General features: G+C 74.5%; 20 protein-coding genes. 17 read left to right on the plus strand and 3 right to left on the minus strand.

The window, feature by feature from the left end; all coding sequences use genetic code 11:
• Positions 1 to 2 precede the first annotated feature (2 nt).
• The 16 genes from asnB to ACPC54_RS33580 are packed head-to-tail and all read left to right on the plus strand — an operon-like array spanning position 3 to position 20,514.
• The gene (gene asnB / locus ACPC54_RS33505; protein ID WP_498970217.1) at positions 3 to 1,907 is read left to right on the plus strand and encodes an asparagine synthase (glutamine-hydrolyzing); all 1,905 of its coding nucleotides are present in this window, start codon (positions 3 to 5) and stop codon (positions 1,905 to 1,907) included.
• A 32-nt stretch (positions 1,908 to 1,939) separates the two neighbouring features.
• Positions 1,940 to 4,162, plus strand: a complete 2,223-nt coding sequence (locus tag ACPC54_RS33510) for a bi-domain-containing oxidoreductase (RefSeq protein ID WP_498970218.1) — start codon at positions 1,940 to 1,942, stop codon at positions 4,160 to 4,162.
• A 2-nt stretch (positions 4,163 to 4,164) separates the two neighbouring features.
• Complete coding sequence (locus tag ACPC54_RS33515) at positions 4,165 to 6,120, plus strand: heparinase II/III family protein (RefSeq protein ID WP_498970279.1); 1,956 nt, start codon at positions 4,165 to 4,167, stop codon at positions 6,118 to 6,120.
• A gap of 3 nt (positions 6,121 to 6,123) precedes the next feature.
• Positions 6,124 to 7,650 (plus strand): right-handed parallel beta-helix repeat-containing protein, encoded by a 1,527-nt coding sequence (locus ACPC54_RS33520; protein WP_498970219.1) that lies wholly within the window; start codon positions 6,124 to 6,126, stop codon positions 7,648 to 7,650.
• Between the two features lies 1 nt (position 7,651).
• The gene (locus tag ACPC54_RS33525) at positions 7,652 to 8,917 is read left to right on the plus strand and encodes an O-antigen ligase domain-containing protein (RefSeq protein WP_498970220.1); all 1,266 of its coding nucleotides are present in this window, start codon (positions 7,652 to 7,654) and stop codon (positions 8,915 to 8,917) included.
• Between the two features lie 2 nt (positions 8,918 to 8,919).
• Positions 8,920 to 10,194, plus strand: a complete 1,275-nt coding sequence (locus ACPC54_RS33530; RefSeq protein WP_498970221.1) for a glycosyltransferase — start codon at positions 8,920 to 8,922, stop codon at positions 10,192 to 10,194.
• The gene (locus ACPC54_RS33535; protein WP_498970222.1) at positions 10,191 to 11,426 is read left to right on the plus strand and encodes a methyltransferase domain-containing protein; all 1,236 of its coding nucleotides are present in this window, start codon (positions 10,191 to 10,193) and stop codon (positions 11,424 to 11,426) included. Before ACPC54_RS33530 ends, ACPC54_RS33535 begins: the two co-directional genes overlap by 4 nt.
• The gene (locus tag ACPC54_RS33540) at positions 11,423 to 12,220 is read left to right on the plus strand and encodes a sugar phosphate nucleotidyltransferase (protein WP_498970223.1); all 798 of its coding nucleotides are present in this window, start codon (positions 11,423 to 11,425) and stop codon (positions 12,218 to 12,220) included. Before ACPC54_RS33535 ends, ACPC54_RS33540 begins: the two co-directional genes overlap by 4 nt.
• Positions 12,217 to 12,864 (plus strand): PIG-L deacetylase family protein, encoded by a 648-nt coding sequence (locus tag ACPC54_RS33545; RefSeq protein ID WP_498970224.1) that lies wholly within the window; start codon positions 12,217 to 12,219, stop codon positions 12,862 to 12,864. Before ACPC54_RS33540 ends, ACPC54_RS33545 begins: the two co-directional genes overlap by 4 nt.
• 4 nt (positions 12,865 to 12,868) lie before the next feature.
• Positions 12,869 to 13,894, plus strand: a complete 1,026-nt coding sequence (locus ACPC54_RS33550) for an NAD-dependent epimerase/dehydratase family protein (protein ID WP_498970225.1) — start codon at positions 12,869 to 12,871, stop codon at positions 13,892 to 13,894.
• On the plus strand, positions 13,882 to 15,165 hold the full coding sequence (locus tag ACPC54_RS33555; RefSeq protein ID WP_498970226.1) for a DUF4910 domain-containing protein: 1,284 nt from the start codon (positions 13,882 to 13,884) through the stop codon (positions 15,163 to 15,165). The genes ACPC54_RS33550 and ACPC54_RS33555 overlap by 13 nt, the downstream gene beginning before the upstream one ends.
• Positions 15,166 to 15,170: 5 nt before the next feature.
• Positions 15,171 to 16,502 (plus strand): hypothetical protein, encoded by a 1,332-nt coding sequence (locus ACPC54_RS33560; protein ID WP_498970227.1) that lies wholly within the window; start codon positions 15,171 to 15,173, stop codon positions 16,500 to 16,502.
• Positions 16,499 to 17,446 carry a glycosyltransferase family 2 protein gene (locus tag ACPC54_RS33565; protein WP_498970228.1) on the plus strand — a complete coding sequence of 316 codons (948 nt, stop codon included), beginning with the start codon at positions 16,499 to 16,501 and terminating at the stop codon, positions 17,444 to 17,446. Before ACPC54_RS33560 ends, ACPC54_RS33565 begins: the two co-directional genes overlap by 4 nt.
• On the plus strand, positions 17,443 to 18,636 hold the full coding sequence (locus ACPC54_RS33570; RefSeq protein WP_498970229.1) for a polysaccharide pyruvyl transferase family protein: 1,194 nt from the start codon (positions 17,443 to 17,445) through the stop codon (positions 18,634 to 18,636). Before ACPC54_RS33565 ends, ACPC54_RS33570 begins: the two co-directional genes overlap by 4 nt.
• Entirely contained in the window at positions 18,633 to 19,181 is a 549-nt protein-coding gene (locus ACPC54_RS33575) for a dTDP-4-dehydrorhamnose 3,5-epimerase family protein (protein ID WP_498970230.1), read from the plus strand. The genes ACPC54_RS33570 and ACPC54_RS33575 overlap by 4 nt, the downstream gene beginning before the upstream one ends.
• 7 nt (positions 19,182 to 19,188) lie before the next feature.
• Positions 19,189 to 20,514, plus strand: coding sequence for a glutamate-1-semialdehyde 2,1-aminomutase (locus ACPC54_RS33580; RefSeq protein WP_498970231.1), 1,326 nt, complete (start codon positions 19,189 to 19,191; stop codon positions 20,512 to 20,514).
• A gap of 1 nt (position 20,515) precedes the next feature.
• Here the strand turns inward: ACPC54_RS33580 and ACPC54_RS33585 are convergent, their stop codons facing one another.
• The 3 genes from ACPC54_RS33585 to ACPC54_RS33595 all read right to left on the minus strand — a co-directional run bounded on the left by ACPC54_RS33585 (position 20,516) and on the right by ACPC54_RS33595 (position 23,037).
• The gene (locus tag ACPC54_RS33585; protein WP_498970232.1) at positions 20,516 to 21,202 is read right to left on the minus strand and encodes a phosphatase PAP2 family protein; all 687 of its coding nucleotides are present in this window, start codon (positions 21,200 to 21,202) and stop codon (positions 20,516 to 20,518) included.
• Positions 21,203 to 21,307: 105 nt separating this feature from the next.
• Positions 21,308 to 21,958 (minus strand): response regulator, encoded by a 651-nt coding sequence (locus ACPC54_RS33590; RefSeq protein WP_498970233.1) that lies wholly within the window; start codon positions 21,956 to 21,958, stop codon positions 21,308 to 21,310.
• A complete protein-coding gene (locus ACPC54_RS33595) occupies positions 21,955 to 23,037 on the minus strand; it encodes a sensor histidine kinase (RefSeq protein WP_498970234.1) in 1,083 nt (360 codons plus the stop codon). Before ACPC54_RS33595 ends, ACPC54_RS33590 begins: the two co-directional genes overlap by 4 nt.
• A 747-nt stretch (positions 23,038 to 23,784) precedes the next feature.
• Between ACPC54_RS33595 and ACPC54_RS33600 the strand changes: the two genes are divergently transcribed.
• Positions 23,785 to 24,528, plus strand: coding sequence for a helix-turn-helix transcriptional regulator (locus ACPC54_RS33600; RefSeq protein ID WP_498970235.1), 744 nt, complete (start codon positions 23,785 to 23,787; stop codon positions 24,526 to 24,528).
• Positions 24,529 to 24,592 lie beyond the last annotated feature (64 nt).

Consider the following 24,592-nt stretch of genomic DNA (forward strand, 5'->3'; position numbering starts at 1 on the left):
ACATGTGCGGCATCGCGGGCACGTACCGATGGCCGGACGGCAAGGCCGTGACCGACCTGCTCACGGACACCCTCGCCCACCGGGGCCCGGACGGGTCGGGCCGGTACGGCCACGCCCTCGCCGACGGCGAGGTGCATCTGGGCCACCGCCGGCTGTCCATCATCGACCTGTCGGAGACCGGCGCCCAGCCGATGGTCTCGGACGGCCTCGTCCTGACGTACAACGGCGAGCTCTACAACGCGCCCGAGCTGCGCGCCGAACTGGCCGCCGCCGGGGTGCGCTTCCGCGGCACCTCCGACACCGAGGTGCTGCTGGAGGCCTGGCGGCGCTGGGGCACCGACTGCCTGCCCCGGCTGCGCGGCATGTTCGCGTTCGGGGTCTTCGACGAGCGGACCGGCGAGCTGGTGCTCGCCCGCGACCAGCTCGGCATCAAGCCGCTCTTCCTGGTCCGGCGCGGCGAGGGCCTGGTGTTCGCCTCCGAGCTGAAGGCGCTGGCCGCCGCCACCGGCGGGTCGCTGCAGGTGGACCACGCGGCGCTGGTGGCCTCGCTGCTCTACTACTGGGTGCCGGACTCCCGCTGCGCGTACCGGGAGGCGGAGAAGCTGCCGCCGGGCAGCTGGCTGCGGTGCCGGCCGGACGGGCGGGTGGACCGCGGCCGGTTCTGGAACCTGCGGGACGTCGCCGCCGAGGGCCGGGAGCGGGCCCGGGCCGGCGAACGGCCGGACCTCGCCGCGATCGTCGAGGAGTCGACCAGGCGTCACCTGCTCTCCGACGTCCCGGTGGCGACCTTCCTCTCCGGCGGGCTGGACTCCAGCTACCTGACCGCGCTGGCGGCCCGCGACCACCCGGGGATCTCCGCCTACACGATCGGGTTCCGCGCCGAGGACGCCAGGTTCGAGGCGATGCCCGACGACCTGCGCTACGCCCGCAGGGTGGCCGGGCAGTTCGGCGTCGACCTGCACGAGATCGAGATCGCCCCGGACGTGCTCGACCTGCTGCCGCGGATGACGTACCACCTGGACGAGCCGATCGGCGACCCGGCCGCGATCAACACCTTCCTGATCTGCTCGGCCGCCCGGGAGGCCGGGGTCAAGGTGATGCTCTCCGGGATGGGCGCCGACGAGCTGTTCGCCGGCTACCGCAAGCACCTGGCCAACCAGCTCGCGCTGCGCTACCAGCGCGTCCCGCGGCCGCTGCGGCGCGGCCTGTCCGCGGCCGTGGACCGGCTGCCCGTCGCCACCTCCCGCCGCGGGCTGCGGTCGGTGCGGTTCGCCAAGCGCTTCCTCTCCTTCGCCGAACTGCCGGAGGAGACGGCGTTCCGGCGCAGCTACACCATGTACGACCGGCAGGAGCTGCTCGGCCTGGTCGACCCGGACCTGGCCGGGACGGTCGACGACGTGCTGACCGAGCACCGGGACGTCTACCAGGACAACGACCTCGACGACTTCGTCAACCGGATGTGCCTGGGCGACGCCCGGATGTTCCTGCCGGGCCTCAACCTCGCCTACACGGACCGCTCCAGCATGGCCGCCTCGACCGAGGTGCGGGTGCCGTACGTGGACGTCGAGGTGGTCCGGGCCGCGTTCGCGGTGCCGGGCGAGCGCAAGATCGTCGGACGGCAGGGCAAGGCCGTCCTCAAGGAGGCGGCCACCTCCGTCCTGCCCCGGGAGATCGTGTACCGGCCCAAGGGCCTGTTCAGCGCTCCGCTGCGGGCCTGGATGAGCCGGGACCTGGCACCGCTGGTGCGCGAGGTGGTCAACGACGGCGAACTCGTCCGCTCCGGTTTCCTGCGCCGCGACGCGCTGGCCCGGCTGGTCGCCGAGGACGCCGCCGGGCAGCAGGACTACTCCAAGCACCTGTGGCACGTGCTGACCCTGGAGTACTGGTACCGCGGCGCCACCGCGTAGAAGCAACGGTCTGAGGAGCGAGGGGACTTCCGGTGAAACAGGTTGTGCAGAACTACAAGAGCGGCGAGCTGTCGGTGCTGGACGTGCCGGTGCCGGGGTGCAAGCCGGGCGGGGTGCTGGTGCGCACCGTCTACTCGCTGATCTCCACCGGCACCGAGATGATGAAGGTGTCCGAGGCCGGGATGTCGATGGTCGGCAAGGCCCGCTCCCGCCCGGACCAGGTGGCCAAGGTGATGCAGAGCGTCGCCGTCAACGGGCTGCCCGCCACCTACCGCAAGGTGATGGGCAAGCTCGACTCGTACACGCCGCTGGGCTACTCGCTGTGCGGGGTGGTCGAGCAGGTCGGCGCCGGGATCGACGACGTGAAGGTCGGCGACCTGGTCGCCTGCGCGGGCAACGAGCACGCGCTGCACGCCGAGCTGAACTGGGTGCCCGGGAACCTCTACACCCCGGTGCCGGACGGCCTCGCGCCGCAGCACGCCTCCTTCGGCACCGTCGGGTCGATCGCCCTGCAGGGCGTGCGCCAGGGCGAGCCGCAGCTCGGCGAGGTGGCGCTGGTCATCGGCCTCGGGCTGATCGGCCAGCTGGTGGCGCAGCTGCTGACCGCCGCCGGGGTGCGGGTGATCGGGGCCGACCCCGACCCGGCGCGCTGCGAACTGGCCGAGCGCCTGGGCGCGGCGGCCTGCGGCGACCCCGGCTCGGCGGCCGTGGAGAACGCCGTCCTGGAGCTGACCGGCGGCCACGGCGTGGACCAGGTGTACCTGGCGGCCGGCGGCGGCAGCAACCAGCCCGTGGAGCTGGCCGCCCACCTGGCCCGGGACCGGGGCCGGGTCGTCGACATCGGCAAGTGCCGCCTGGACCTGCCGTGGAACGCGTACTACGAGAAGGAGTTGGACGTCCGGTTCTCCCGCTCGTACGGCCCCGGGCGCTACGACCCGGAGTACGAGCTGGAGGGGCGCGACTACCCGATCGGCTACGTGCGCTGGACGGAGCGCCGCAACCTGGCCTGCTTCCTGGACCTGATGGCCCGCGGCCGGGTCGACGTCGGCCCGCTGGTCTCCCACGTCGCGGACTTCGAGGACGCCGTGGAGACCTACCGGCGTCTGAAGGACGGCGAGTTGAAGGCCGTCACGGCGCTGTTCCGCTACCCGGCGGCCGAGGGGCGGCCGCAGGCCCCGGAGGTGACGGTGCCCGAGGTGCGGCGCGCCGCCACCGCCGCCCCGGCCCGCACCACCCCGGCCCGCACCGCGCCGGCACGACCGGCCGGGGCGCCGGTGCGGCTGGCGTTCGTCGGCGCGGGCAACTACGCGACCTCGATGCTGCTGCCGCACCTCGCCGGGCGCGAGGGCGTCGAGCTGTCCACGGTGGTCACCACCACGGCGCTCTCGGCGGCCAACGCCCAGCGCAAGTTCGGCTTCGCCCGGGCGACCACGGACCTGGACGCCGTCCTCGGGGACCGGTCGATCGACGCGGTGTTCGTGGTCACCCGGCACAGCTCGCACGCCGAGCTGACCCGTCGGGCGCTGCTCGCGGGCAAGACGGTCTTCGTCGAGAAGCCGCTCGCCCTGACCGGGGACGAACTCGCCGCCGTGCTCGCCGCGGTGGAGGAGTCCGGCAACGACCGGCTCCAGGTGGGCTTCAACCGCCGGTTCGCGCCGCTGCTGCGCCAGGCGAAGGCCCACCTCGGCGCCCGCACCGGCCCGGCGAGCCTGCGCTACCTGGTCAACGCCGGACGGCTCCAGCACGGCAGCTGGTACCTCCAGCAGGGCACCGAGGGCTCGCGGTTCGAGGGCGAGGGCGGGCACTTCATCGACACGGCGAGCTGGCTGCTGGGCGCCGACCCGGTCTCGGTGTACGCCGTCGCCCCGTCCGGCAACGAGGACCTGCAGATCGTGCTGGGCTACCCGGACGGCTCCACCGCCACCCTCAGCTACGTCACCTCCGGCGCGCCCGGCTTCCCCAAGGAGACGCTGGACCTGCTCGCGGACGGCAGGGTGCTCAAGCTCGACGACTTCGTGCGTGCCTCGGTGTACTTCGACGGCGCGGCCGACCGCAAGCGCTGGGTCAGCTCCCGGCTGCCCAAGGCCCGGGACAAGGGCCAGTCCAACGAACTGGCCTCGTTCGTCCGGGCGGTGCGCACCGGTGGGCCGATGCCGGTGCCGCTGGAGTCGCTGGTCGCCACCACGGCGGCCACCCTCGCCGTGCGGGCGAGCCTGGCGGCCGGCGCGCCGGTGACCCTGGCGAGGTCGCTGTGAGCATGGGCCCGGGCTGGTACCTGCGGCGGCTGGCCGCGATGGGGCCCCAGGAGGTCGCCGGCCGGGTCGGCGACGCGCTGCGCAGGCGGCGCTGGCGCACCGCGCCCGTGCCGCCCTGCCCGCTGGCGCCGGCCGCCCGGTTCACCGCCGTGCTGCCCGCCGGGGCGCTCGCCGCGGTGCCGCCGGACGCCGCGAAGCGCCTGCTCGCCGAGGCGGACCGGCTGATGGACGGCCGCGCCCGGTTCTTCGGCGTGGAGCGCGCGGACATGGCCGCCCCGGACTGGTGGCGCGACCCGAGGACCGGGCGCCGGGCGCCCGACGGCTACGCCTTCGACGTGCCGTACCGCGACGAGGACGCGGTCGGGGACATCAAGCAGATCTGGGAGCCGTCCCGGCACCAGTACCTGACCGTGCTCGCCGCCGCCTACGCGGTCAGCGGGAACGAGCGGTACGCCGAGCGGGTGGCCGCGCACCTGCGGTCCTGGTGGGCGGCCAACCCGCCGCTGCGCGGGGTGCACTGGATCAGCGGCATCGAGCTGGGCATCCGGCTGCTGTCCTGGGTGTGGGTGCGCCGGCTGCTCGACGGCTGGCCGGGCGCGGCCGCCCTGTTCGAGGGCAACCCGGTGGCGCTGGAGCAGATCTGGCACCACCAGCGCTGGCTGGCCGCCTTCCCCAGCCGGGGTTCCTCGGCGAACAACCACGTCATCGCGGAGGCCGCCGGGCAGTTCGCCGCGGCCTGCGCGTTCGGCTGGTTCCCGTCCTCGGCGCGCTGGCGGGCCGGCGCGCTGCGGTCGCTGGAGCGGCACCTGCGCGGCAACACCTTCCCCTCCGGCCTCAACCGCGAGCTGGCCACCGAGTACCACGGGCTGGTCCTGGAGCTCGGGCTGGCCGCGGTGGCCGAGGCGGACGCCGCCGCCGTGCCCGTCCCCCGGACCGTCCGGCTGGTGCTGCTGCGGATGACCGACGCGCTCGCGGCCGTCGTGGACGACCGGCTGCGGCCGCCCCGGCAGGGGGACGCGGACGACGGCCACGGCCTGGTCGTGGACGGCGCGGGCACCGACCGCTGGGCCTCGCTGCTGGCCACCGGCGGCGCCGTGTTCGGCCGCCTCCCCTGGTGGCCGGCGGTCACCGGCAGCGACGTGCGCACCCCGCTGCTGGCCGCGCTGCTGCGGCCGTACGGAACGGACGGCGGCGTCCGCCGCCCGGCCCGCCGGCCGGCCCACTTCGCCGACGCGGGGCTGACCGTGCTGCGCGGCACGACGGGGATCTGGTGCCGCTGCGACGGCGGCCCGCACGGGTTCCTGTCCATCGCCGCGCACGGCCACGCGGACGCGCTGTCCGTGGAGGTCCGGCACGACGGGGTCGACGTGCTCGCCGACCCGGGGACGTTCTGCTACCACGGGCAGCCCGAGTGGCGGCGGTACTTCCGCTCGACGCTGGGCCACAACACCCTGGAGCTGGACGGCACCGACCAGTCCGTCTCCGGCGGCCCGTTCCTGTGGACCCGGCACGCCCGCAGCCGCGTCCTGGCCGTCGACACCGCGGGGGACGCCGGGGCGGGCGTGGCCCGCTGGTGCGCCGAGCACGACGGCTACCGGCCCTCGGTGCACCGCCGCCGCGTCGAACTGACCGACGTGATCGGTGAGTTGCGGATCGTCGACGAGGTGCGCGGCCCGCGCCGGGCCGTCCGGCTGGCGTTCCACCTCGGCCCGGCGGTCACCGCCCGGCTGACCGGGAACCGGGCGGTGCTGACCTGGACCGCGGGCGGCGAGGACCGCCGCGCGGTGCTCGACCTGCCCGGGCAGCTGACCTGGCGGGCGCACCGCGCCGAGACCGACCCGCCGCTGGGCTGGTACTCCGCCGGCTTCGGCCGCAAGGAGCCCGCCACCACCCTGGTCGGCACCGGATGCGCGGACGCCGTGCAGGAGTTCACCACCGTCCTCGGGTTCGGGGGCTGAGCGGTGCGGACGGCGATCACGAGGCGGCACGGGGGAGCGGCGGCGCTGGCGCTGGCCCTGCTGGCGGCGAGCGGCTGCACGAGCGGGTCGGACGCCCGGCCGGAGCCGACCGCCACGCCGTCCAGGCCGCCGGCCGTGGCCCGGGTGTGCGCCGACCCCGGGGCCGGGCCGTCGACCGCGCCGGCCGGCGCGGTGACGGTCGACCCGGCGGTGGTCGGCGACCTGGCCGCGAAGACCAAGGCCAGCCCCCCGAACACCACGTTCTGGCTCGGCCCGGGGACGCACCGGCTCGAAGCGGACCGGTTCGCCCAGGTCGTCCCCAAGGAGGGGGACAGCTACCTCGGCGCGCCGGGCGCGGTGCTCGACGGCGGGAAGACCAACCAGTACGCGTTCGGCGGCCCCGCCGCGAACGTCAGCATCCGCCACCTGACCGTACGGGGCTTCGTCGCGCCGCAGAACGAGGGCGTGGTCAACCACGACTCGGCCGACGGCTGGGTGATCGAGCACGCCGTGATCCAGGACAACTCCGGCGCCGGGCTGATGGCCGGCGCCCACCAGCGGGTCCGCGCCAGCTGCCTGCGCGGCAACGGCCAGTACGGCATCAACGCGTACAAGACCGGCGCCCCGATCAGCGACCTGGTGGTCGAGGGCAACGAGATCACCGGCAACGACACCGACGACTGGGAGAAGCGGCAGCCGGGCTGCGGCTGCACCGGGGGCGTCAAGTTCTGGGCCGTCAACGGCGCCGACGTGCGCGGCAACTGGGTGCACGACAACCGCGGCACCGGGCTGTGGGCGGACACCAACAACAACGACTTCCGCATCGAGGACAACCTGCTGGAGGCCAACGACGGCGCCGCGCTGATCTACGAGACCAGCTACAACGCCGTCATCCGGAACAACACGATCCGGCGCAACGACTGGGTCGAGGGCCGCCGGGCCGCCGAGCGCGGCGACACCTTCCCGTTCGCGACCGTCTACCTGTCCGAATCCGGCGGCGAACCGCGGATCCCGGCCCGCACCGACCGGATCGAGATCGACCGGAACGTGCTGGAGGACAACTGGTCCGGGATCACCCTGTGGGAGAACGCCGACCGGTTCTGCAACAGCCCGGCCAACACCTCCTCCGGCGACTGCACGCTGCTGGTGAAGGACACCGCCCGCTGCGCCCAGCCGACCATCGCCGGCGCCCCGCTCTACGCCGACTGCCGGTGGAAGACCCAGCGGGTGGACATCCACGACAACCGCTTCGCGTTCAGCCCGTCCGTCGTCGGGTGCACCGCGCGCTGCGGCCGGATGGCCGTGCTCGCCAACTACGGCACCTACCCGGACTGGTCGCCGTACAAGGGCGACCCGGTGGCCGAGGCGATCACCGGCAAGCAGGACAACCGCTGGCACGACAACACCTACCTGGGGCCGTGGAGCTTCGTCGCCCACGACCCGAGCCGCACGCTCGACTTCGGGCAGTGGCAGGGCGCGCCGTACCAGCAGGACGCGGGCAGCAACCTCCAGCCGCAGGCGGGTGGTTGAGATGCGCCGCGACCTGACGCCGGACCGGCCGGCGGCGCGGCGGCTCGTCGAGCCGATCTGGGGGCTGCTGATCCTCAACACGCTCGGCTCCGCCGGGGCGCAGACCGTCATCCCGCTGCCGCGCTCCCTCATCCAGATGGCCACCATGGGCGCGCTGGTCTCCGCGTTCGCCCTGGCGCTCCTGGTCAACCTGCGGCTGCGGATCCGGCCCAGCGCCTTCCTGTTCCTGCTCACCCTGCTGCTGGTGCTGAGCGTGGTCGCCAGCGCGCACCTGACCTCCGGCTACGGCGCGCTGTTCCGCTGCTTCCGGCTGTCGCTGTTCGTCGGCACGCTGTGGCTGCTCAGCCGCTGGTGGGACGGCGGCGAGGGGCTCGTCCGCGCCCACATCCGGATGTACTCCGTGGTGCTCGCCTCGGTGGCCGCCGGCCTGGTCATCTCCCCGGGCGCGGCCATGCCCGAGCTGTACGGCGGGCGGCTGGTCGGCGCGCTGTGGCCGCTGACCCCGCCGCAGATCGGCCAGTACGCCGCCGTGATCATCGGTCTCACCGTGCTGCTCCTGCTGGACCGCCGGACGACCGGGCGCAGCGCGGCGCTGGTCATCGTGCCCTCGCTCCTCCTGCTCGCGCTGACCCACACCCGGACGGCGACGCTCGGCCTGATCGTCGGGCTGCTTCTGGCGATCGGCTCGCTGCTGCTGACCAGCGCCGCCGCCCGCCGCTTCTTCGGCTGGGCGGTGCTGGTCGCCACCGTGGCCGCGGTGGGCCTGAGTTCGCTGCTCCAGGCGTGGTTCCTGCGCGGGCAGAGCCAGGAGAACTTCTCCAACCTCACCGGCCGGGCCAAGGTGTGGGACGCCCTGCTGGCGGCGCCCCGGACGACCCTGGAGCAGCTGTTCGGCACCGGTCTGGGCGACAAGTCCTTCGGCGGGCTGCCGATCGACAACAGCTGGCTGGCCGTCTTCAACGAGCAGGGCCTGGCCGGGGTCGCCATCGTGGCGGCGGTCTTCGTCGCGCTGGGCGGCGTCGCGCTGCTGCGGCCGCCGTCGCTCGCCCGGGCCTGCGCGATCTACCTGATCAGCTACTGCGCGATCGCCTCGTACACCGAGGCCGGGCTGGGCGACGCCTCGCCGTACCTGCTGCACCTGACGGTGGCCGCCTCGCTGCTGGTGGTGCCCGACCCGGCGCCGCGGCTTCCGGTGCTCCGCGTCCCGGTGCCGCGCGTCCCCCGGCAGAGCACACCGCAACGGGTCCAGAGATCGGAGGTGGGGTGAGCATGCACGTCCTCGTGGTGCACAACCGCTACGGCTCGGCGCAGCCGAGCGGGGAGAACCGGGTCGTCGACCAGGAGGTGGGGCTGCTGCGCGAAGCGGGCCACCGGGTCGAGGTGTTCGAGCGGCGCAGCGACGACATCGCCGGCCGGTCCCTGCTGGGCAAGGTCGCGGTGCCGCTGCTGGTGCCGTGGAACCCGGCGGTCCGCACCGAGCTCGCGGCCCGGCTGCGCGCCGACCGGCCGGACGTGGTGCACGTCCACAACGTCTTCCCGCTGCTGTCGCCGGCGGTGCTGGCGGCCTGCGCCGACGCGGGCGTGCCCGCCGTCGCGACGCTGCACAACTACACCCAGGTGTGCCCGCCCGGCACGCTGCAGCGGGACGGCCGGCCGTGCACCGAGTGCGTCGGGGGCTCGCCGCTGCCCGCCGTCCGGCACGGCTGCTACCGGAACTCCCGGCTGGCGACGGTGCCGCTGGCGGTCGGTCTGGCGGTCAACCGGCGGCGCTGGTGGTCCGGCGTGGAGCGGTTCTTCTGCATCTCCGCGGCGCAGCGCGAGGTCCTGCGCGACGCCGGCCTGCCGGCCGAACGGCTGGCGGTGAAGCACAACTTCGTCCCCGACCCGGCGGAGCGCCGGGCGGGCGACGGCGAGCACGTGCTCTACCTCGGCCGGCTCGCCGAGGCCAAGGGCGTGCGGCTGCTGATGGCCGCGTGGGACGAGCTCGCCGCGGCCGGCGGGGTGGGCGTGCCGCTCGTGGTGGCCGGCGCCGGGCCGCTGGAGCCGGAGGTCGCCGCCTGGGCGGCGGGCCGGGACGACGTCCGGTTCGCCGGCCTGTACGACCCGGAGCAGTGCCGGCGGGCCGTCGCGCGGGCGGTCGCCGTGGTGGCGCCGTCGACCTGGCTGGAGGCGTTCGGCCTGGTGGTCGTGGAGGCGATGGCGGCCGGGGTGCCGGTGGTCGCCGCCGGCCACGGCGCCTTCGTCGAGCTCGTCGAGGACGGGGTGACCGGGCTGCTGCACCGGCCGGGCGAGCCGGCCTCGCTGGCGGCCGGACTGCGCCGGATCACGGCCGGGCCGGAACGCAACCGGGAGATGGGCCGGGCGGCCCGGCGCCGGTACGAGCAGGGGTTCAGCCCGGCTGTGGGGCTGGAGCGCCTGGTGGAGGGCTACCGCTCCGCGATCGCGGGTCGGTCCGGCGGCGCGGACCTCGCGCCGCCGGTAGGGAACGGAAACGCTGGCCCGCGGCGGGGCACCCGCCCGGGCAGGAACGGGAGCAGTCGATGACACGATGCCGACTCTGCGGCTCGACGGCGCTGGGGAGCGTCGTCGACCTGGGGGCGACCCCGCCGTGCGAGAGCTTCCTCGCCGCGGACGAACTGGACCGGCCGGAGCCGGCGTACCCGCTGCACCTGCGGGTCTGCACCGACTGCTGGCTGGCGCAGATCCCGCCGCTCATCACACCGGAGGAGACGTTCACGCAGTACGCGTACTTCTCGTCCTACTCGACCTCCTGGGTGGAGCACGCGCGCGCCTTCGTCGACGGCGCCGCCCGGCGGATCGGCCTGGGCCCGGACGCCTTCGTGGTCGAGGTCGCGAGCAACGACGGCTACCTGCTGCGGCACGTGGTCGACCGGGGGATCCGCTGCCTCGGCATCGAGCCCTCGGTGAACGTCGGCGCCGCGGCCCGGGAGGCGGGCGTGCCGACGCTCACCGAGTTCCTGGACCCGGACACCGGCGCGGCCGTGCGCGCCGAGCACGGCCCGGCGGACCTGGTCGTGGCCAACAACGTGTACGCGCACATCCCCGACGTGGTCGGCTTCACCCGGGGGCTGCGCGCCCTGGTCGCCGACGACGGCTGGGTCTCCATCGAGGTGCAGCACCTGCTGACCCTGATCGAGGAGAACCAGTACGACACCATCTACCACGAGCACTTCCAGTACTACACGGTCGCCTCCGCGATCCGGGCGCTGGCGAGCGGCGGGCTCACGCTGGTGGACGTCGAGCTGCTGCCCACGCACGGCGGCTCGATCCGGCTGTGGGCCCGGCCGGACGGCGCGGCCGGCGAGCCGAGCCGGCGGGTGGCCGAGGTGCTCGACCGGGAGAAGGCCGCCGGGCTCCAGGAGCTGTCCGGGTACACCGAGTTCTCCACCCGGGTCGCCAAGGTCCGCCGCGACCTGCTGCGGTTCCTCATCGACGCCGCCGAGCGCGGCGAGACGGTCGTCGGCTACGGCGCCCCGGGCAAGGGCAACACCCTGCTCAACCACTGCGGCATCCGGCCCGACCTGCTCCCGTACACCGTCGACCGCAACCCCTACAAGCACGGCCGGTTCACCCCCGGCACCCGCATCCCGGTCCTGCCGCCCGAGCGGATCGCCGCCGACAAGCCGGACTACGTGCTGGTCCTGCCGTGGAACCTGCGGGCCGAGCTGACCGAGCAGCTGTCCTTCGTGCACGAGTGGGGCGGCCGGCTGGTCTTCCCCATCCCGGAACTGAGCATCGTCGAGGTGAAGCCGTGAAGGTCGTCCTGTTCTGCGGCGGTTACGGGCTGCGGATGCGCAGCGGAACCTCCGACGACGTGCCCAAGCCGATGGCGATGGTCGGCCCGCGGCCGCTGATCTGGCACGTGATGCGCTACTACGCCTACTTCGGGCACACCGAGTTCATCCTGTGCCTCGGCTACGGGGCCCGCCACATCAAGGACTTCTTCCTCGACTACCAGGAGACGACGTCCAACGACTTCGTCCTGCGGAACGGGAAGACCGAGCTGCTGTCCACCGACATCGCGTCGTGGACGATCACCTTCGCGCAGACCGGCATCGAGTCGCCGATCGGCGAGCGGCTGCGCCGGGTGCGCCACCACCTGGACGGCGACGAGATGTTCCTCGCCAACTACGCCGACGTGCTCACCGACGCCCCGCTGCCGGAGATGATCGAGAAGTTCTCGCAGCGCGACGCGGGCGCCTCGATGATGGTGGTGCCGCCGCAGTCCTCCTTCCACTGCGTCGAGCTGGGCGAGGACAACCTGGTCGGCGGGATCACCGCGGTCAGCGAACTGCCGCTGTGGGAGAACGGCGGCTACTTCGTGCTCCGCCAGGAGGTGTTCGACCACATCCCGGAGAACGGCGACCTGGTCGCCGACGGCTGCGCCGGGCTGGCCAAGCAGGGCCGGCTGGTGGCGCACCAGCACCGGGGCTTCTGGAAGCCCACCGACACCGTCAAGGAGCGGGCCGCGCTCGACGCCGGCTACGCCCGCGGCGAGCGCCCGTGGGCCGTGTGGGAGAGGGACGGCTCCGGCGTGAGGACCGCGTGATCCGGCTCGGGGCCGGGCGCCCGGACGCGGTCGTCGCGGTGGGCGCGCACTGCGACGACATCGCGATCGGCGCCGGCGGCACCCTGCTGACGATGTGCCTCGCGCGGCCCGGCCTGCGGGTCGACGCGCTGGTGCTCTCCGGCGGTGGCGGCGAGCGGGAACAGGAGGAGCGGGCCGCGCTCGCCGCCTTCTGCCCCGGCGCCGACCTGCGCCTGACCGTCCTCAAGCTGCCGGACGGGCGGCTGCCCGCGCACTGGGACGAGGCCAAGGCCGCCGTCGAGGAACTGCGCGCGCAGACCGAACCGGACCTGGTCCTCGGCCCGCGCACCGAGGACGCGCACCAGGACCACCGGGGGCTGGCGACGCTGCTGACCACGGCGTTCCGCGACCACCTCGTGCTCGGCTACGAGATCGTCAAGTGGGACGCCGACCTGGGCCGCCCGGTGGCCTACCAGCCGCTCGCCCCGGAGGTCGCCGAACGGAAGGTGCGGCTGCTGCAGGAGCACTACCCCTCGCAGCGGCACCGGCCCTGGTACGACCGGGAGGCGTTCCTCGGGCTGGCGCGGATCCGCGGCATCGAGTGCCACGCGCGCTACGCGGAGGCCTTCGCCGTCACCAAACTCACTCTCAACCTGGGGGGATGACCCAATGCGCGTACTGCTGACCGGACACCAGGGCTACCTGGGCACCGTGATGGCCCCGGTCCTCGCGGCCGCCGGGCACGAGGTCGTCGGGCTGGACGCCGGCCTGTTCGCCGACTGCGTCCTCGGCCCGGTGCCCGCCGACCCGCCGGGCCCGCGGGTGGACCTGCGCGACGTCACCGCCGAGCACGTGGCCGGGGTGGACGCCGTGATCCACCTCGCCGCGCTCTCCAACGACCCGCTGGGCTCGCTGGCGCCGGACCTCACCTACGACATCAACCACCACGCCTCCGTGCGGCTGGCCGAACTGGCCCGCGACGCCGGGGTGCGGCGCTTCCTGTACGCCTCGACCTGCTCCGTCTACGGCGCCGCCGGCGGCGACGACCTGGTGACCGAGGACGCCCCGCTGCGCCCGGTGACGCCGTACGCCGAGTCCAAGGTGCGGGTGGAGGACGACCTGCACGCGCTGGCGGACGGCGACTTCACCCCGGTGTACATGCGCAACGCCACCGCCTTCGGCTACTCGCCCCGGCTGCGCGCCGACATCGTGCTGAACAACCTGGTCGGCCACGCGCTGCTGTCCGGCGAGGTGCTGGTGCTCTCCGACGGCACCCCCTGGCGCCCGCTGGTGCACGCCGCCGACATCGCCCGGGCCTTCGCGGCCGCGCTGGAGGCGCCCCGGGAGGCGGTGCACGACCGGGCGTTCAACATCGGCAGCGAGGTCAACAACGTCACGGTCGCCGAGATCGCCGAGCAGGTCGCCGAGGCGGTGGCCGGCGCGAAGGTGCGGATCACCGGCGAGAACGGCGCCGACCCGCGCTCGTACCGGGTGGACTTCTCCCGGTTCCGCGCCGCGCTGCCGGGCTTCGAGTGCGAGTGGACGGTCAAGCAGGGCGCGCTCGAACTCGCCGACGCCTACCAGCGGTTCGGGCTCACCCGGGAGAGCTTCGAGCGCAGCTTCACCCGGCTGGCCGTGCTGCGCCGGGCCGCCGAGGCCGGCACCGTCGACGCGACCCTGCGGTGGTGCCGGTGACGGGCGTCGGCGAGGAGATGCACGCCCTGGTGGAGCGGCTGTACCCGCTCTGCCGGAGCATCACCGGCGACGGGCTGCGCGCCACCCTGGACATCATCGGCGAGTACCTGCCGCTGCGGCGGCACGAGGTGCCGACCGGCACCCAGGTGCTCGACTGGACGGTGCCGCAGGAGTGGAACATCCGGGACGCGTACGTCGCCGACGCCACCGGGAAGCGGGTCGTCGACCTCGCCGCGTCCGCCCTGCACGTGGTCGGCTACAGCGTGCCGGTCGCGGCGACCATGCCGCTGAGCGAGCTGCGCCCGCACCTGCACACCCTGCCGGACCACCCGACCTGGGTGCCGTACCGCACCAGCTACTACAAGCCGGACTGGGGGTTCTGCCTGGCCCAGGAGACCCTGGACGCCCTGCCGGAGGGCGACTACGAGGTGCGCGTCGACTCCACGCTCGCCGACGGCCACCTCAGCTACGCCGAGCACGTGGTGCCCGGGCAGGTCACCGACGAGGTGATCGTCTCCTGCCACGTCTGCCACCCCGCGCTGGCCAACGACAACATGGCCGGCGTCGCGGTGGCGGTGTTCCTGGCCCGGGAGCTGGCGCAGCGCTCGCCCTGGTACACCTACCGGTTCGTCTTCGCGCCCGGCACCGTCGGCGCGATCACCTGGCTGGCCCGCAACGCCGAGCGGGTGGACCAGGTCAAGCACGGGCTGGTGCTGGCCTGCGCCGGCGACCGGGGCCCGCTGACGTACAAGCGCAGCCGGCGCGGCGACGCGGAGATCGACGAGGTGCTGCGGCACGTCCTCGCCGTCTCCGAACGCCCGCACCACATCAACGAGTTCACCCCGTACGGCTACGACGAGCGGCAGTACTGCTCGCCCGGGTTCAACCTCGGCGTCGGCTCGCTCAGCCGGACCCCGAACGGGCAGTACCCCGAGTACCACACCTCGGCGGACAACCCGGACTTCGTCTCGCCGGAGGCGATGGCGGACACCCTCGCGGTCTGCCGCGAGGCCTTCGCCGTGCTCGACCGCAACCGGCGCTACGTCAACCTCAGCCCGTACGGCGAACCGCAGTTGGGCCGGCGCGGGCTGTACGAGTCGCTCGGCGGCCGCAGCGACGCGGGGCAGGCCCAGCTGGCCATGCTCTGGGTGCTGAGCCTGTCCGACGGCGAGCACAGCCTGCTCGACGTCGCCCGGCGGTCCGGGCTGCCCTTCGACTCGGTCGCCGCCGCGGCCGGCGCCCTGGAGGGCGCCGGGCTGATCAAGGCGTGACGCGGATGGCCACCGAGGGAGTGCGGACGAAGGCCGGGGCCGGCCCGCCGGGGCGGGCCCGGCCCGAGCGAAAGCCCGGCGCCGGGCGGGGCGTGCTCGGCCGGGTGTCCTGGGGGCTCGCCGACCAGGCGGTCACCAGCATGATCAACTTCGCGGTCGGCATCTACGTCGCCCGCGAGCTGGGGGTGCACGCCTTCGGCGTGTTCAGCCTGGCCTGGCTGACCTACGGCGTGGTGCTCAACGTCTCCCGCGGACTGGCCACCGACCCGCTCATGGTGCGCTTCAGCGGCGTGCCGGAGGCGGCCTGGCGGGCGGCGGCGGCCCGGTCCTCCGGCACCGCGCTCACCGTCGGCGCCACCCTCGGGGCCGGCTGCCTGCTGGTCGGCCTCGGCCTCGGCGGCGACGTCGGGCCCGCGTTCGCCGGCCTCGGCGTCGCCCTGCCGGCGCTCCTGCTCCAGGACGCCCGCCGGTTCGCGTTCTTCGCCGCCGGCACCGGGCAGAAGGCCTTCGCCAACGACCTGGTGCAGGGTGTCGCGCTCGTCCCGGCCATGGTCGTCGCGGCCCGGGTGGGCACCGTGGCCGGCTTCGTGCTGGCCTGGGGCGCCGCCGCCGCGGCGGCGGCCGGGTACGGCTTCCTCCAGTCCGGCATCCGGCCCCGGGTGACCGGGACCCGCGGCTGGCTGCGCGAGCAGCGCGACCTCGGCAGCCGGTACCTGGTCGAGAACGTCAGCCTCAGCGGCGCGGGCCAGCTGCGGGCGTACGGGCTCGGCGCGATCGTCGGCGTCGGCGCGGTCGGCGCCGTCCGCGGCGCCGAACTCCTCCAGGGCCCGTTCCTCGCCCTGCTGATGGGGCTGTCGCTGGTCACCGTGGCGGAGGCGGCCCGGGTCCTGCGGCAGACCCCCGGGCGGCTGGGCCGGTTCTGCTTCCTGCTCGGCGGCGGCCAGGCCGGCGCCGCCCTGCTGTGGGGCTCGGCCCTGCTGCTGATGCCGGACCGGCTCGGCGAACTCGTCCTCGGCGACGTCTGGCACGACGCGTCGAAGCTCATCGTGCCGGCCACCCTCGGCGTCGCCGGCGCCGGCCTGGGCAGCGGCGCGGCGGCCGGACTGCGCGCCCTCGCCGCCGCCCGGCGCAGCCTGCGCTGCCAGCTCTTCGCCTCCGCCTGCTACCTGGGCGGCGGGCTCGGCGGGGCCGCCCTGGCCGGCACCGCCGGCTCCGCCTGGGGCGTCGCCTCCGCCACGGCCTGCGGCTCGGCCCTCTGGTGGCTGCAGCTGCGAGCCGCCCTGCGCGAGCACCACCGCACACCCGTCCCTGACCATCCCGAAGTGAGGACGCAATGACCGCCGTTCCCCGGTTGAGCATCGGGCTGCCCGTCTACAACGGCGAGGAGTACCTCGCCGAGTCCCTCGACGCCCTGCTCGGCCAGACCTACGAGGACTTCGAGCTGGTCATCACCGACAACGCCTCGACCGACAGCACCGAGGACATCTGCCGCAAGTACGCCGCGCAGGACTCGCGCATCCGCTACCTGCGGCTGCCCCGCAACATCGGCGCCGCGCCGAACCACAACCTCGTCTTCACCCAGTGCCGCGGCGAGCTGTTCAAGTGGGCCTCCCACGACGACCTGTACGCCCGGGACCTGCTGCGGCGCTGCGTGGAGGCGCTGGACGAACGGCCGGAGGTCATCCTCGCCCACTCCGACCAGGCCGTCATCGACGAGACCGGCCGGGTGAAGGTCCCCTACGCCTACGGCCTCGCCACCGACTCGCCGTCCGCGCCGGAGCGCTTCCGCAGCCTGCTGTTCGAGCCCGGCGGCGACGACTTCTACGGCGTGATGCGGGCCGACGTGCTGCGCCGGGTCAAGCCGCACGACAGCTACCACCACGCGGACCGCACCTTCGTCGCCGAGATCACCCTGCACGGGCCCTTCCACCAGGTGCCGGAGCTGCTGTACTTCCGCCGCGACCACCCCACCCGCGCCGAGCGGGCCAACCCCTCCAAGCGCTCCCGCTGCGTCAACCTGGACCCGCGCCGGGCGGGTCTGCTGCACCCGACGCCCCGGCTGCTCGCCGAGTACGTCTGGGGCTTCGCCTCGGCGATCCGGCGGGCGCCGCTGTCCTCGGCCGACCGCAGCGCGTGCAACCGCCACCTGGCGTCCTGGATGACCAGCCGGCTGCGCCCGGGCGCCGGCGAGCGGGTCGAGGACCGCGCCCCGGTCGAGCCGTCCTCGCTCACGGTCTCCGTCGACGACCTGGTGGCCGGCCGCGAGGGGAGGCGGGCATGAGGCAACCCCCGTCGCGGGTGGGGGTGTTCGGCCTGCTCGGCTCCGGCAACCTCGGCAACGACGGCTCGCTGGAGGCCGTGCTCGGCCACCTGCGCGCCGAACACCCGGAGGCCGTCGTGGACGCGTTCTGCGGCGGGCCCGAGGCCGTCACGGCCCGGTACCGGATCCCCGCCACCCGGCTGCACTGGAACCGGGGCGAGTACCGGACGGCCTCGCGGGCGGGCGCGATCGCGGCCAAGGGCCTGGGCAAGCTCGTCGACGCCGTCCGCACCGCCGCCTGGGTACGGCGGCACGACGTGGTGATCGTGCCGGGCATGGGCGTCCTGGAGGCCACCCTGCCGCTGCGGCCCTGGGGCTTCCCGTACGCGCTGTTCCTGCTCTGCGCCTCCGGCCGGCTGCTCGGGACGAAGGTGGCGCTGGTCGGCGTCGGCGCCGCCCCGATCCGCGACCGGGCCACCCGGGCCCTGGTGCGCCGGTCGGCGCGGCTGGCCGCGTACCGCTCGTACCGGGACGAGCTGTCCCGCGACGCGCTGCGGGGGATGGGCGTGGACACCGCGCGGGACGAGGTCCACCCGGACCTCGCCTTCGCCCTGCCGGTGCCGCCCGCATCCCCGGGCACCCCGGGGCTGGTCTGCGTCGGCGTCATGGACTTCCACGGCGGCAACGATGACCGCGCCCGGGCCGAGCGGATCCACCGCCGCTACCTCGACGGCACGACCCGCTTCGTCCGCGCGCTGGTCGAGGACGGCCGGCCGGTCCGGCTGCTCACCGGCGACGAGTGCGACGCCCCGGTGGTCGCCGCGATCATCGAGGCGGTCGGCTCGCCGTTGGTCACCGCCTCCCCGGCGGCCTCGCTGGCCGAGCTGATGGCGGAGGCGGCCGCCGCCGACGCGGTGGTGGCGACCAGGTACCACAACCTGGTCTGCGCGCTGAAGGCCGGCACCCCGACGCTCGCGCTCAGCTACGCGGCGAAGAGCGACGCGCTGATGGCCCGGATGGGGCTGGACGCCTACTGCCACCCGGCGCGCGAGGTCGACGCCGACCGGCTGATCGAGCAGTTCCGGGAGCTGGAGAAGCACGCGGCCGAGCTGCGGCAGACCCTCACCGAGCGGAACCTCGCGGCCACCCGGCAGCTGGAGCGGCAGTTCGCCGCCCTGACCACCACCCTTTTCCCACGGGAGACCTCATGAAGGTGACCGAAGTCCCGGCGATCGCCGGCGCGTTCCTGTTCGAACCGACCCCGTACGCCGACGAGCGCGGCTTCTTCTGCCGCACCTTCGACGCCGAGGTGCTGCGCTCGGTGGGCATCGACCCCGAGGCCTTCGTCCAGCACAGCGTCTCCCGCTCGGTCCAGGGCGTGCTGCGCGGCCTGCACCTGCGCTCCGGCGCCGGGGAGGCCAAGCTGGTGCGCTGCTCGCACGGGGAGGTCTTCGACGTCGTCGTCGACCTGCGGCCCCACTCGCCGACCTACCTGGGCCAGGCCCACTTCAGGCTGTCCGGCGACACCCAGGCCAGCGTCTACATCCCGGCGGGCTGCGCGCACGGCTTCCAGGCGCTCACCGACGCCGACGTCTCGTACCGGATCGACCGCCCGCACGACCCGGCCGAGGACGTCACGATCGCCTTCGACGACCCGGAGCTGGCCGTCCCCTGGCCGCTGCCGCCCGTGTCGATGTCCAAGCGGGACCGGGAGGCGCCGAACCTCGCCGAGGTCCTCGCCGCCAAGGAGAAGTGAGATCCCCATGGCCACTGACGACTTCCGGCTCCCCAAGTCACGGGCAGCCAACGAGCGGCTGCACGCGCTGATCCCCGGCGGCGCGCACACCTACGCCAAGGGCGACGACCAGTACCCCGAGGGCCTGGCCCCGGTCATCAGCCACGGCCGCGGCGCCCACGTGTGGGACGTCGACGGCAACCGCTATGTCGAGTACGGCGCCGGCCTGCGGTCCGTCAGCCTCGGTCACGCCCACCCGCGCGTGACGGAGGCCGTGCGGCGGGAGATCGACCGGGGCAGCAACTTCGCCCGGCCGTCCATCCTCGAACTCGACGCCGCCGAACGCTTCCTGGCCACCGTGCCGACCGCCGAGATGGTCAAGTTCGCCAAGAACGGCTCCGACGTCACCACCGCCGCCGTCCGCCTCGCCCGCGCCGCCACCGGCCGCACCCGGGTGGCCGTCTGCCGCGACCACCCGTTCTTCTCCGTCGACGACTGGTTCATCGGCACCACACCGATGAACGCCGGCATCCCTGACGCCATCACCGACCTCACCGTGGGCTTCCCGTACGGGGACCTGGCGGCCACCGAGGACCTGCTCACCCGCCACCGGGGCGAGATCGCCTGCCTGATCCTCGAACCCGCCGGCCACACCGAGCCGCCCGCCGGATACCTCGCCGGGCTGCGCGAACTGGCCGACCGGCACGGCTGCGTACTCATATTCGACGAGATGATCACCGGCCTGCGCTGGTCCGAGGCCGGCGCCCAGGGCCTGTACGGCGTCGCCCCCGACCTCTCCACCTTCGGCAAGGCCCTCGGCAACGGCTTCGCCGTCTCCGCACTGGCCGGGCGCCGCGACCTGATGGAGCGCGGCGGCCTGCGCCACGCGCAGGACCGGGTGTTCCTGCTCTCCACCACCCACGGCGCGGAGACGCACGCCCTGGCCGCCGCGATGGCCGTGCAGGCCACCTACGCCGAGGAGGGCATCACCGCCCGGCTGCACGCCCTCGGCGAGCAACTCGCCGCCGGCGTCCGCGAGGCCGCCACGGGCATGGGCGTCGGCGAGCACGTGGTGGTGCGGGGCCGGGCCAGCAACCTGGTCTTCGCCACCCTGGACGAGCACGGCCGGCCCTCGCAGGAGTACCGCACCCTGTTCCTGCGCCAACTCCTCGCGGGCGGCGTGCTGGCACCCTCGTTCGTGGTGAGCAGCGCGCTCGACGAAGCGGACATCGCCCACACCGTCGAGGCCGTCGCCGCCGCCTGCGCGGTCTACCGCAAGGCCCTGGACGCCGGAGACCCCACCCCCTGGCTGGGCGGCCGCCCGGTCAAGCCGGTCTTCCGCCGCTTCGCCTGAACTATCTCCGCTCCGCTACCCGGTCGACCGCCCAGGCGGTCACCGGTACCACCGCCAGCGCGAGGCACCAGCCGCCGAGTGTGTCGGTCGGGTAGTGGGCGCCCAGGGCGACCTGGGCCCAGGCCATGACGGCGCCGGCCGGGAGTGCCGCGCCGAGCAGTGGCCAGGGGCCGGGGCCGCGGCGGGCCCGGCCCGGGCGGCCTGTGGCGAGGAGGGCGAGGGAGAGGGCGAGGGCGGTGAGGAAGGCGGTGTGGCCGCTCGGGTAGGACAGGTTGGCGTCGCCGTGGATGGTGCGCCCCGCCAGGTGTTTGAGCAGCGTCGCCGCTCCCACGGTCAGTGCGACGGCGGCCGCCACGAACACCGCACCGCGCGGACGCCGGAACCGCAGGCAGCCCGCCACGGCCGCCGCGACCAGGGCCGTCGCCCCGACCGGCTCGCCCAGGGCGTCCAGGGCGTGGGCGACGGACCGCCACGGTGCCCCCACTCCGTAGAGTGCCGTCCCGATCCCGTCGTCCACCGGGCCGGGCTCGCCCTCGCCCGCGTACCGGATCCCGAGCACCAGGACCACCAGCGCGGCGAGGGCCGCCGGCAGCCAGAGCCACCCGCGCGCGGACGGGGGCAGCAGGGCGGGCGCCGGGCCATCGGATCGGGTGCGACGATCGGGTCCGCTCCGGACAGGCGATCCCACGTGAGTTCCCCCCTGCAGTCTGGCGTACCGTCACGAACCTTGCGTGGCAGCCAACTTCGCATGCTACCCGCGCCCGGCGGCCTACCCGGCGGCCTACCCGGCGGCCTACCCGGCGTCCAGCCCGTCCTCGCGGACCCGGGACGCCAGGTCGAGCTTGGTGAAGGTCGGCCGCCCGGCCTGCCGGTACTTCTCCTTGACCTGGTCGAGGTACCACTTGGCGGTCTGCGGGCTGATCCCGGTCCGCCGGGCGGTCGCCTTGAGGGTCAGGCCCGAGGCGTAGTCGAGCAGCACCTGTTGTTCCCGGGGCGTCAGCCGGGGGCGGTCCGGCCGGTCGTCGTGGGCCAGCGCGAAGGCGAGTTCGGGGGAGTGCACGGCGCGGCCGGCGGCGACCTCGCCGATCGCGTCCACCAGCCGGTCCAGGGCGTGGTCCTTGGTCAGGTAGCCGGCCGCGCCGGCGGCGACGGTGTCCGCCACGGCGGCGGGCCCGGCCTGGGTGCTGATCACCAGCACCCGGGGGCCGGCCGCGCACAGCCGGGCGACGTTGGAGGCGGGCGCCGAGCCGTCCCGCAGCAGCAGGTCGAGCAGCACCACGTCGGCCTGCCGGCCGGGCCCGGCGAGCAGTTCGTCGACGGTCGGGGCGGCGGCGAGCAGGCGCAGCCGCGGGACCCGTTCCAGCCAGGAGCACAGGCCGTCCAGCAGCATCCGGTCGTCGTCCACGGCCGCGACGCGGATCGGGTGGTCCGCTCCACCGGTCATGCCGGCCACCGCAGTTCCACCAGGGTGCCCTCGCCCGGGGCGCTGTCCACCTCGGCGGTGCCGCCGATCTCCGCCATCCGGGCGTGGATGGACCGGCGCAGGCCGGTGCCGTCTGCGGGTACGAGCGCGGGGTCGAAGCCGGCGCCGTCGTCCGCCACGGTGACGGCGATGCCGTGCCCGCGGCCGGTGGCGGTCAGGTGGGCGGTCGACGTGCCGGCGTGGTGGCGGACGTTGTTCAGCGCCTCGGTCACGGCGGCGGCGAGCGAGCGGGCGACCGGGCCGGGCAGGGCCGGGAGCGCGTGGTACCGGGTGGCGACGGTCAGGCCGATGCCCTCGGCGGCGGTCACCGCCTGTTCCAGCGCCTCGCCCGCGGCGACCTCGCCGACCTGCCCGTCCTCCTCGTCCGAGCGCTGGATCAGCCGCCGCAGGTAGGAGGCTTCGCGGGCACAGCGCTCCCGGAACTCGGCCCGGGTCGGGTCGACCCGCTGCCGGGCGACGGCGGTGAGGGTGGCCAGCACGGTGTCGTGCAGGGCCCGGTGCTGGGCGATCCGTTCGGCGCGGCGGGCCCGGGCGGCCTCGGCCCGGACGGCCCGCTCCCGGGCCTCGTCCAGCAGTACGCCCTGGCGGTGCAGGTAGCGCCAGAGGACGTGTGCCATCAGGGCGGAGGAGAGCAGTGAGACGAGGTGTCCGCCCAGCGGGCCTACTTCGCCGGCCCGCAGGCAGCACGCCGTGTGCACGGCCACCACCAGGCCGACCGCGACCACCGCGCCGCGCCCCGCCAGCCCGGCCGCCGCGGTGGCGCACGCCGAACTGCCGAGCAGCATCACCCAGGTGCCCGGCTGGGAGACGGGCACGCTGTCGGTGACCAGCGCGAGGAACGGGACCAGGCAGCCGGCCGAGACGACGTCGGTCCAGAGCGCGGTGCGGTCGAGGGCCCCGCGCCGGTACCCCGGCAGGTAGAGTGCCGCGCTGCTCGCCAGGGCGGCACCGAACAGCAGGAGGCCCGTCCCGCCGGCCACCGCCGCGGCGAGGCCACCGATCAGGTGGCTGGCCCGGTACAGGCCGGTGGCCAGGAGCATGAACCGCCTGGCCCGCTGCAGCCCTGACCCCAATGAGACCCTCCAGGCAGCCCGATGCGACGCGAGCTAAGTGGATCTCGAAACTCACACAACGTCAAGATCTTGCGAAGGTACGGCAAGTGACGCTCGGGGAAGCCCGGTTGGCCGTCCGGTGAAGTTCGGCCCCGAGGGTCCGCCTCCTGTCACGGGGTCGACGTTACGCGGGTGGCGGGGGTGGCCGAACCCCCCTTTTCTGGGGGGTTTGAGCGTGCCGGGCGCGGGAGAGCGCGCGGCTGTGCGTGCACCTGTCACAAGCCGTCCGACCAGGCGTCATGTCCGCGCGTGGCGAGGTGAATTCGCTTTCCTGGCCGGCTTGTTGGGAGCAGGCTGGCAAGAAGCTGCCACGGTCTTGCGCGTGCTGGGCGTTTATGGGGAGATGGAGCCCGCTTCGCCCCGGGGTGGCTCGTGTGCGGTTCGAGCCGTTCGGATGGTGACCGGACACACTCCGGCCCCGAGGATGCGGACGAAGCTGTTCCGAATGTCATTTCACTTTCAACCATTGCGCGTCGGCCGGCCGGAAGGCGGTCAGCCCGGCCCCTCGGCCGAGGCGTTCAGGCAAGCAGGGGCCGCCCACCGTCGTGAGGGCCGTCCGAGTGGGGGAGACGGGCAGTGGATTCCGTACCGGCGAGCAGTGGAGCGGATGGCCTCGCCGGAGCACGGTGGGAGCGGCGGGAGGGGGGCGGCGCAACCGCCGTCCGGTCGGGCGCGGTGCCGCCGGCCGAGGCCGAGCTGGCCCTGACGCTGTCCCGGGCGCGCGAACTTCTCGACTCGGTGGAGTCCATCCGGCGCCGCGGCCCGTCCTCGGGGGCGCTGCTGGTCGAGGACCAGTCCGCCCTGGAGACGGCCCTGGCGACGCTGGTGGGCGGCGGTGTCCGGCAGGTCAGCGTCTCCGTCCCGGACACCGGCGCGGCGAGCGAACTGATGCGGGTGGCGCTGGCCGGCCGGCGGGTGGCCGCGGTGGAGCCGGCGACGCTGCGGGTGCTCTGCGATCCGCGGGCGGTCGGCCGGACCCCGGTGCGGGAGGCCCTGCGCACCGCCGACCACTGCGAACTGCGGGTCACCGAGGCGGCCCTGCGCGAGGCGGTGGTGCTGGACTCCTCGGCCGCCCTGGTCTGGTCGGGCAGCGGCGCGGGCGAGCGCCGGGTCTCGGTGGTCAAGGACGCGGCCGTGGTCGGCGCGCTGACCTCCCTCTACGCGGTGGCGTGGGCCAGCGCCCTGCGGTACGCCGACCGGCCGGGCCCGGACAGCCGGGCCCGCAGCCAGACCGGCCTGCGGATCCTCGAATGCCTGCGGGCCGGCCAGACGGACGAGGTCGCGGCCCGGGTCCTCCGGCTGTCGCTGCGGACCTACCGGCGCTACGTGGCCGAGATCATGCGCGAACTCGACGCCGGCTCCCGCTTCCAGGCCGGCGCCCGGGCCGTCGAACTGGGGCTCGTCTCGACCTCGGCGTAGGACTCCGGCGTCGGAGCACCACGCCGGCGCCGTGCGGAAGGGCTCCCGGCGGCGGTGCGTGCCG

Source organism: Kitasatospora sp. NPDC094028 (genome assembly GCF_049543595.1).
GTDB lineage: Bacteria > Actinomycetota > Actinomycetes > Streptomycetales > Streptomycetaceae > Kitasatospora.

Excerpts from the sequence above, each read along its gene's own strand:
- asnB (WP_498970217.1), top strand. The coding sequence starts at position 3 with ATGTGCGGCATCGCGGGCACGTACCGATGGCCGGACGGCAAGGCCGTG.
- ACPC54_RS33515 (WP_498970279.1), top strand. The coding sequence starts at position 4,165 with ATGGGCCCGGGCTGGTACCTGCGGCGGCTGGCCGCGATGGGGCCCCAG.
- ACPC54_RS33525 (WP_498970220.1), top strand. The coding sequence starts at position 7,652 with ATGCGCCGCGACCTGACGCCGGACCGGCCGGCGGCGCGGCGGCTCGTC.
- ACPC54_RS33530 (WP_498970221.1), top strand. The coding sequence starts at position 8,920 with ATGCACGTCCTCGTGGTGCACAACCGCTACGGCTCGGCGCAGCCGAGC.
- ACPC54_RS33535 (WP_498970222.1), top strand. The coding sequence starts at position 10,191 with ATGACACGATGCCGACTCTGCGGCTCGACGGCGCTGGGGAGCGTCGTC.
- ACPC54_RS33550 (WP_498970225.1), top strand. The coding sequence starts at position 12,869 with ATGCGCGTACTGCTGACCGGACACCAGGGCTACCTGGGCACCGTGATG.
- ACPC54_RS33560 (WP_498970227.1), top strand. The coding sequence starts at position 15,171 with ATGGCCACCGAGGGAGTGCGGACGAAGGCCGGGGCCGGCCCGCCGGGG.
- ACPC54_RS33565 (WP_498970228.1), top strand. The coding sequence starts at position 16,499 with ATGACCGCCGTTCCCCGGTTGAGCATCGGGCTGCCCGTCTACAACGGC.
- ACPC54_RS33570 (WP_498970229.1), top strand. The coding sequence starts at position 17,443 with ATGAGGCAACCCCCGTCGCGGGTGGGGGTGTTCGGCCTGCTCGGCTCC.
- ACPC54_RS33575 (WP_498970230.1), top strand. The coding sequence starts at position 18,633 with ATGAAGGTGACCGAAGTCCCGGCGATCGCCGGCGCGTTCCTGTTCGAA.
- ACPC54_RS33580 (WP_498970231.1), top strand. The coding sequence starts at position 19,189 with ATGGCCACTGACGACTTCCGGCTCCCCAAGTCACGGGCAGCCAACGAG.
- ACPC54_RS33590 (WP_498970233.1), bottom strand. The coding sequence starts at position 21,958 with ATGACCGGTGGAGCGGACCACCCGATCCGCGTCGCGGCCGTGGACGAC.
- ACPC54_RS33595 (WP_498970234.1), bottom strand. The coding sequence starts at position 23,037 with ATGCTCCTGGCCACCGGCCTGTACCGGGCCAGCCACCTGATCGGTGGC.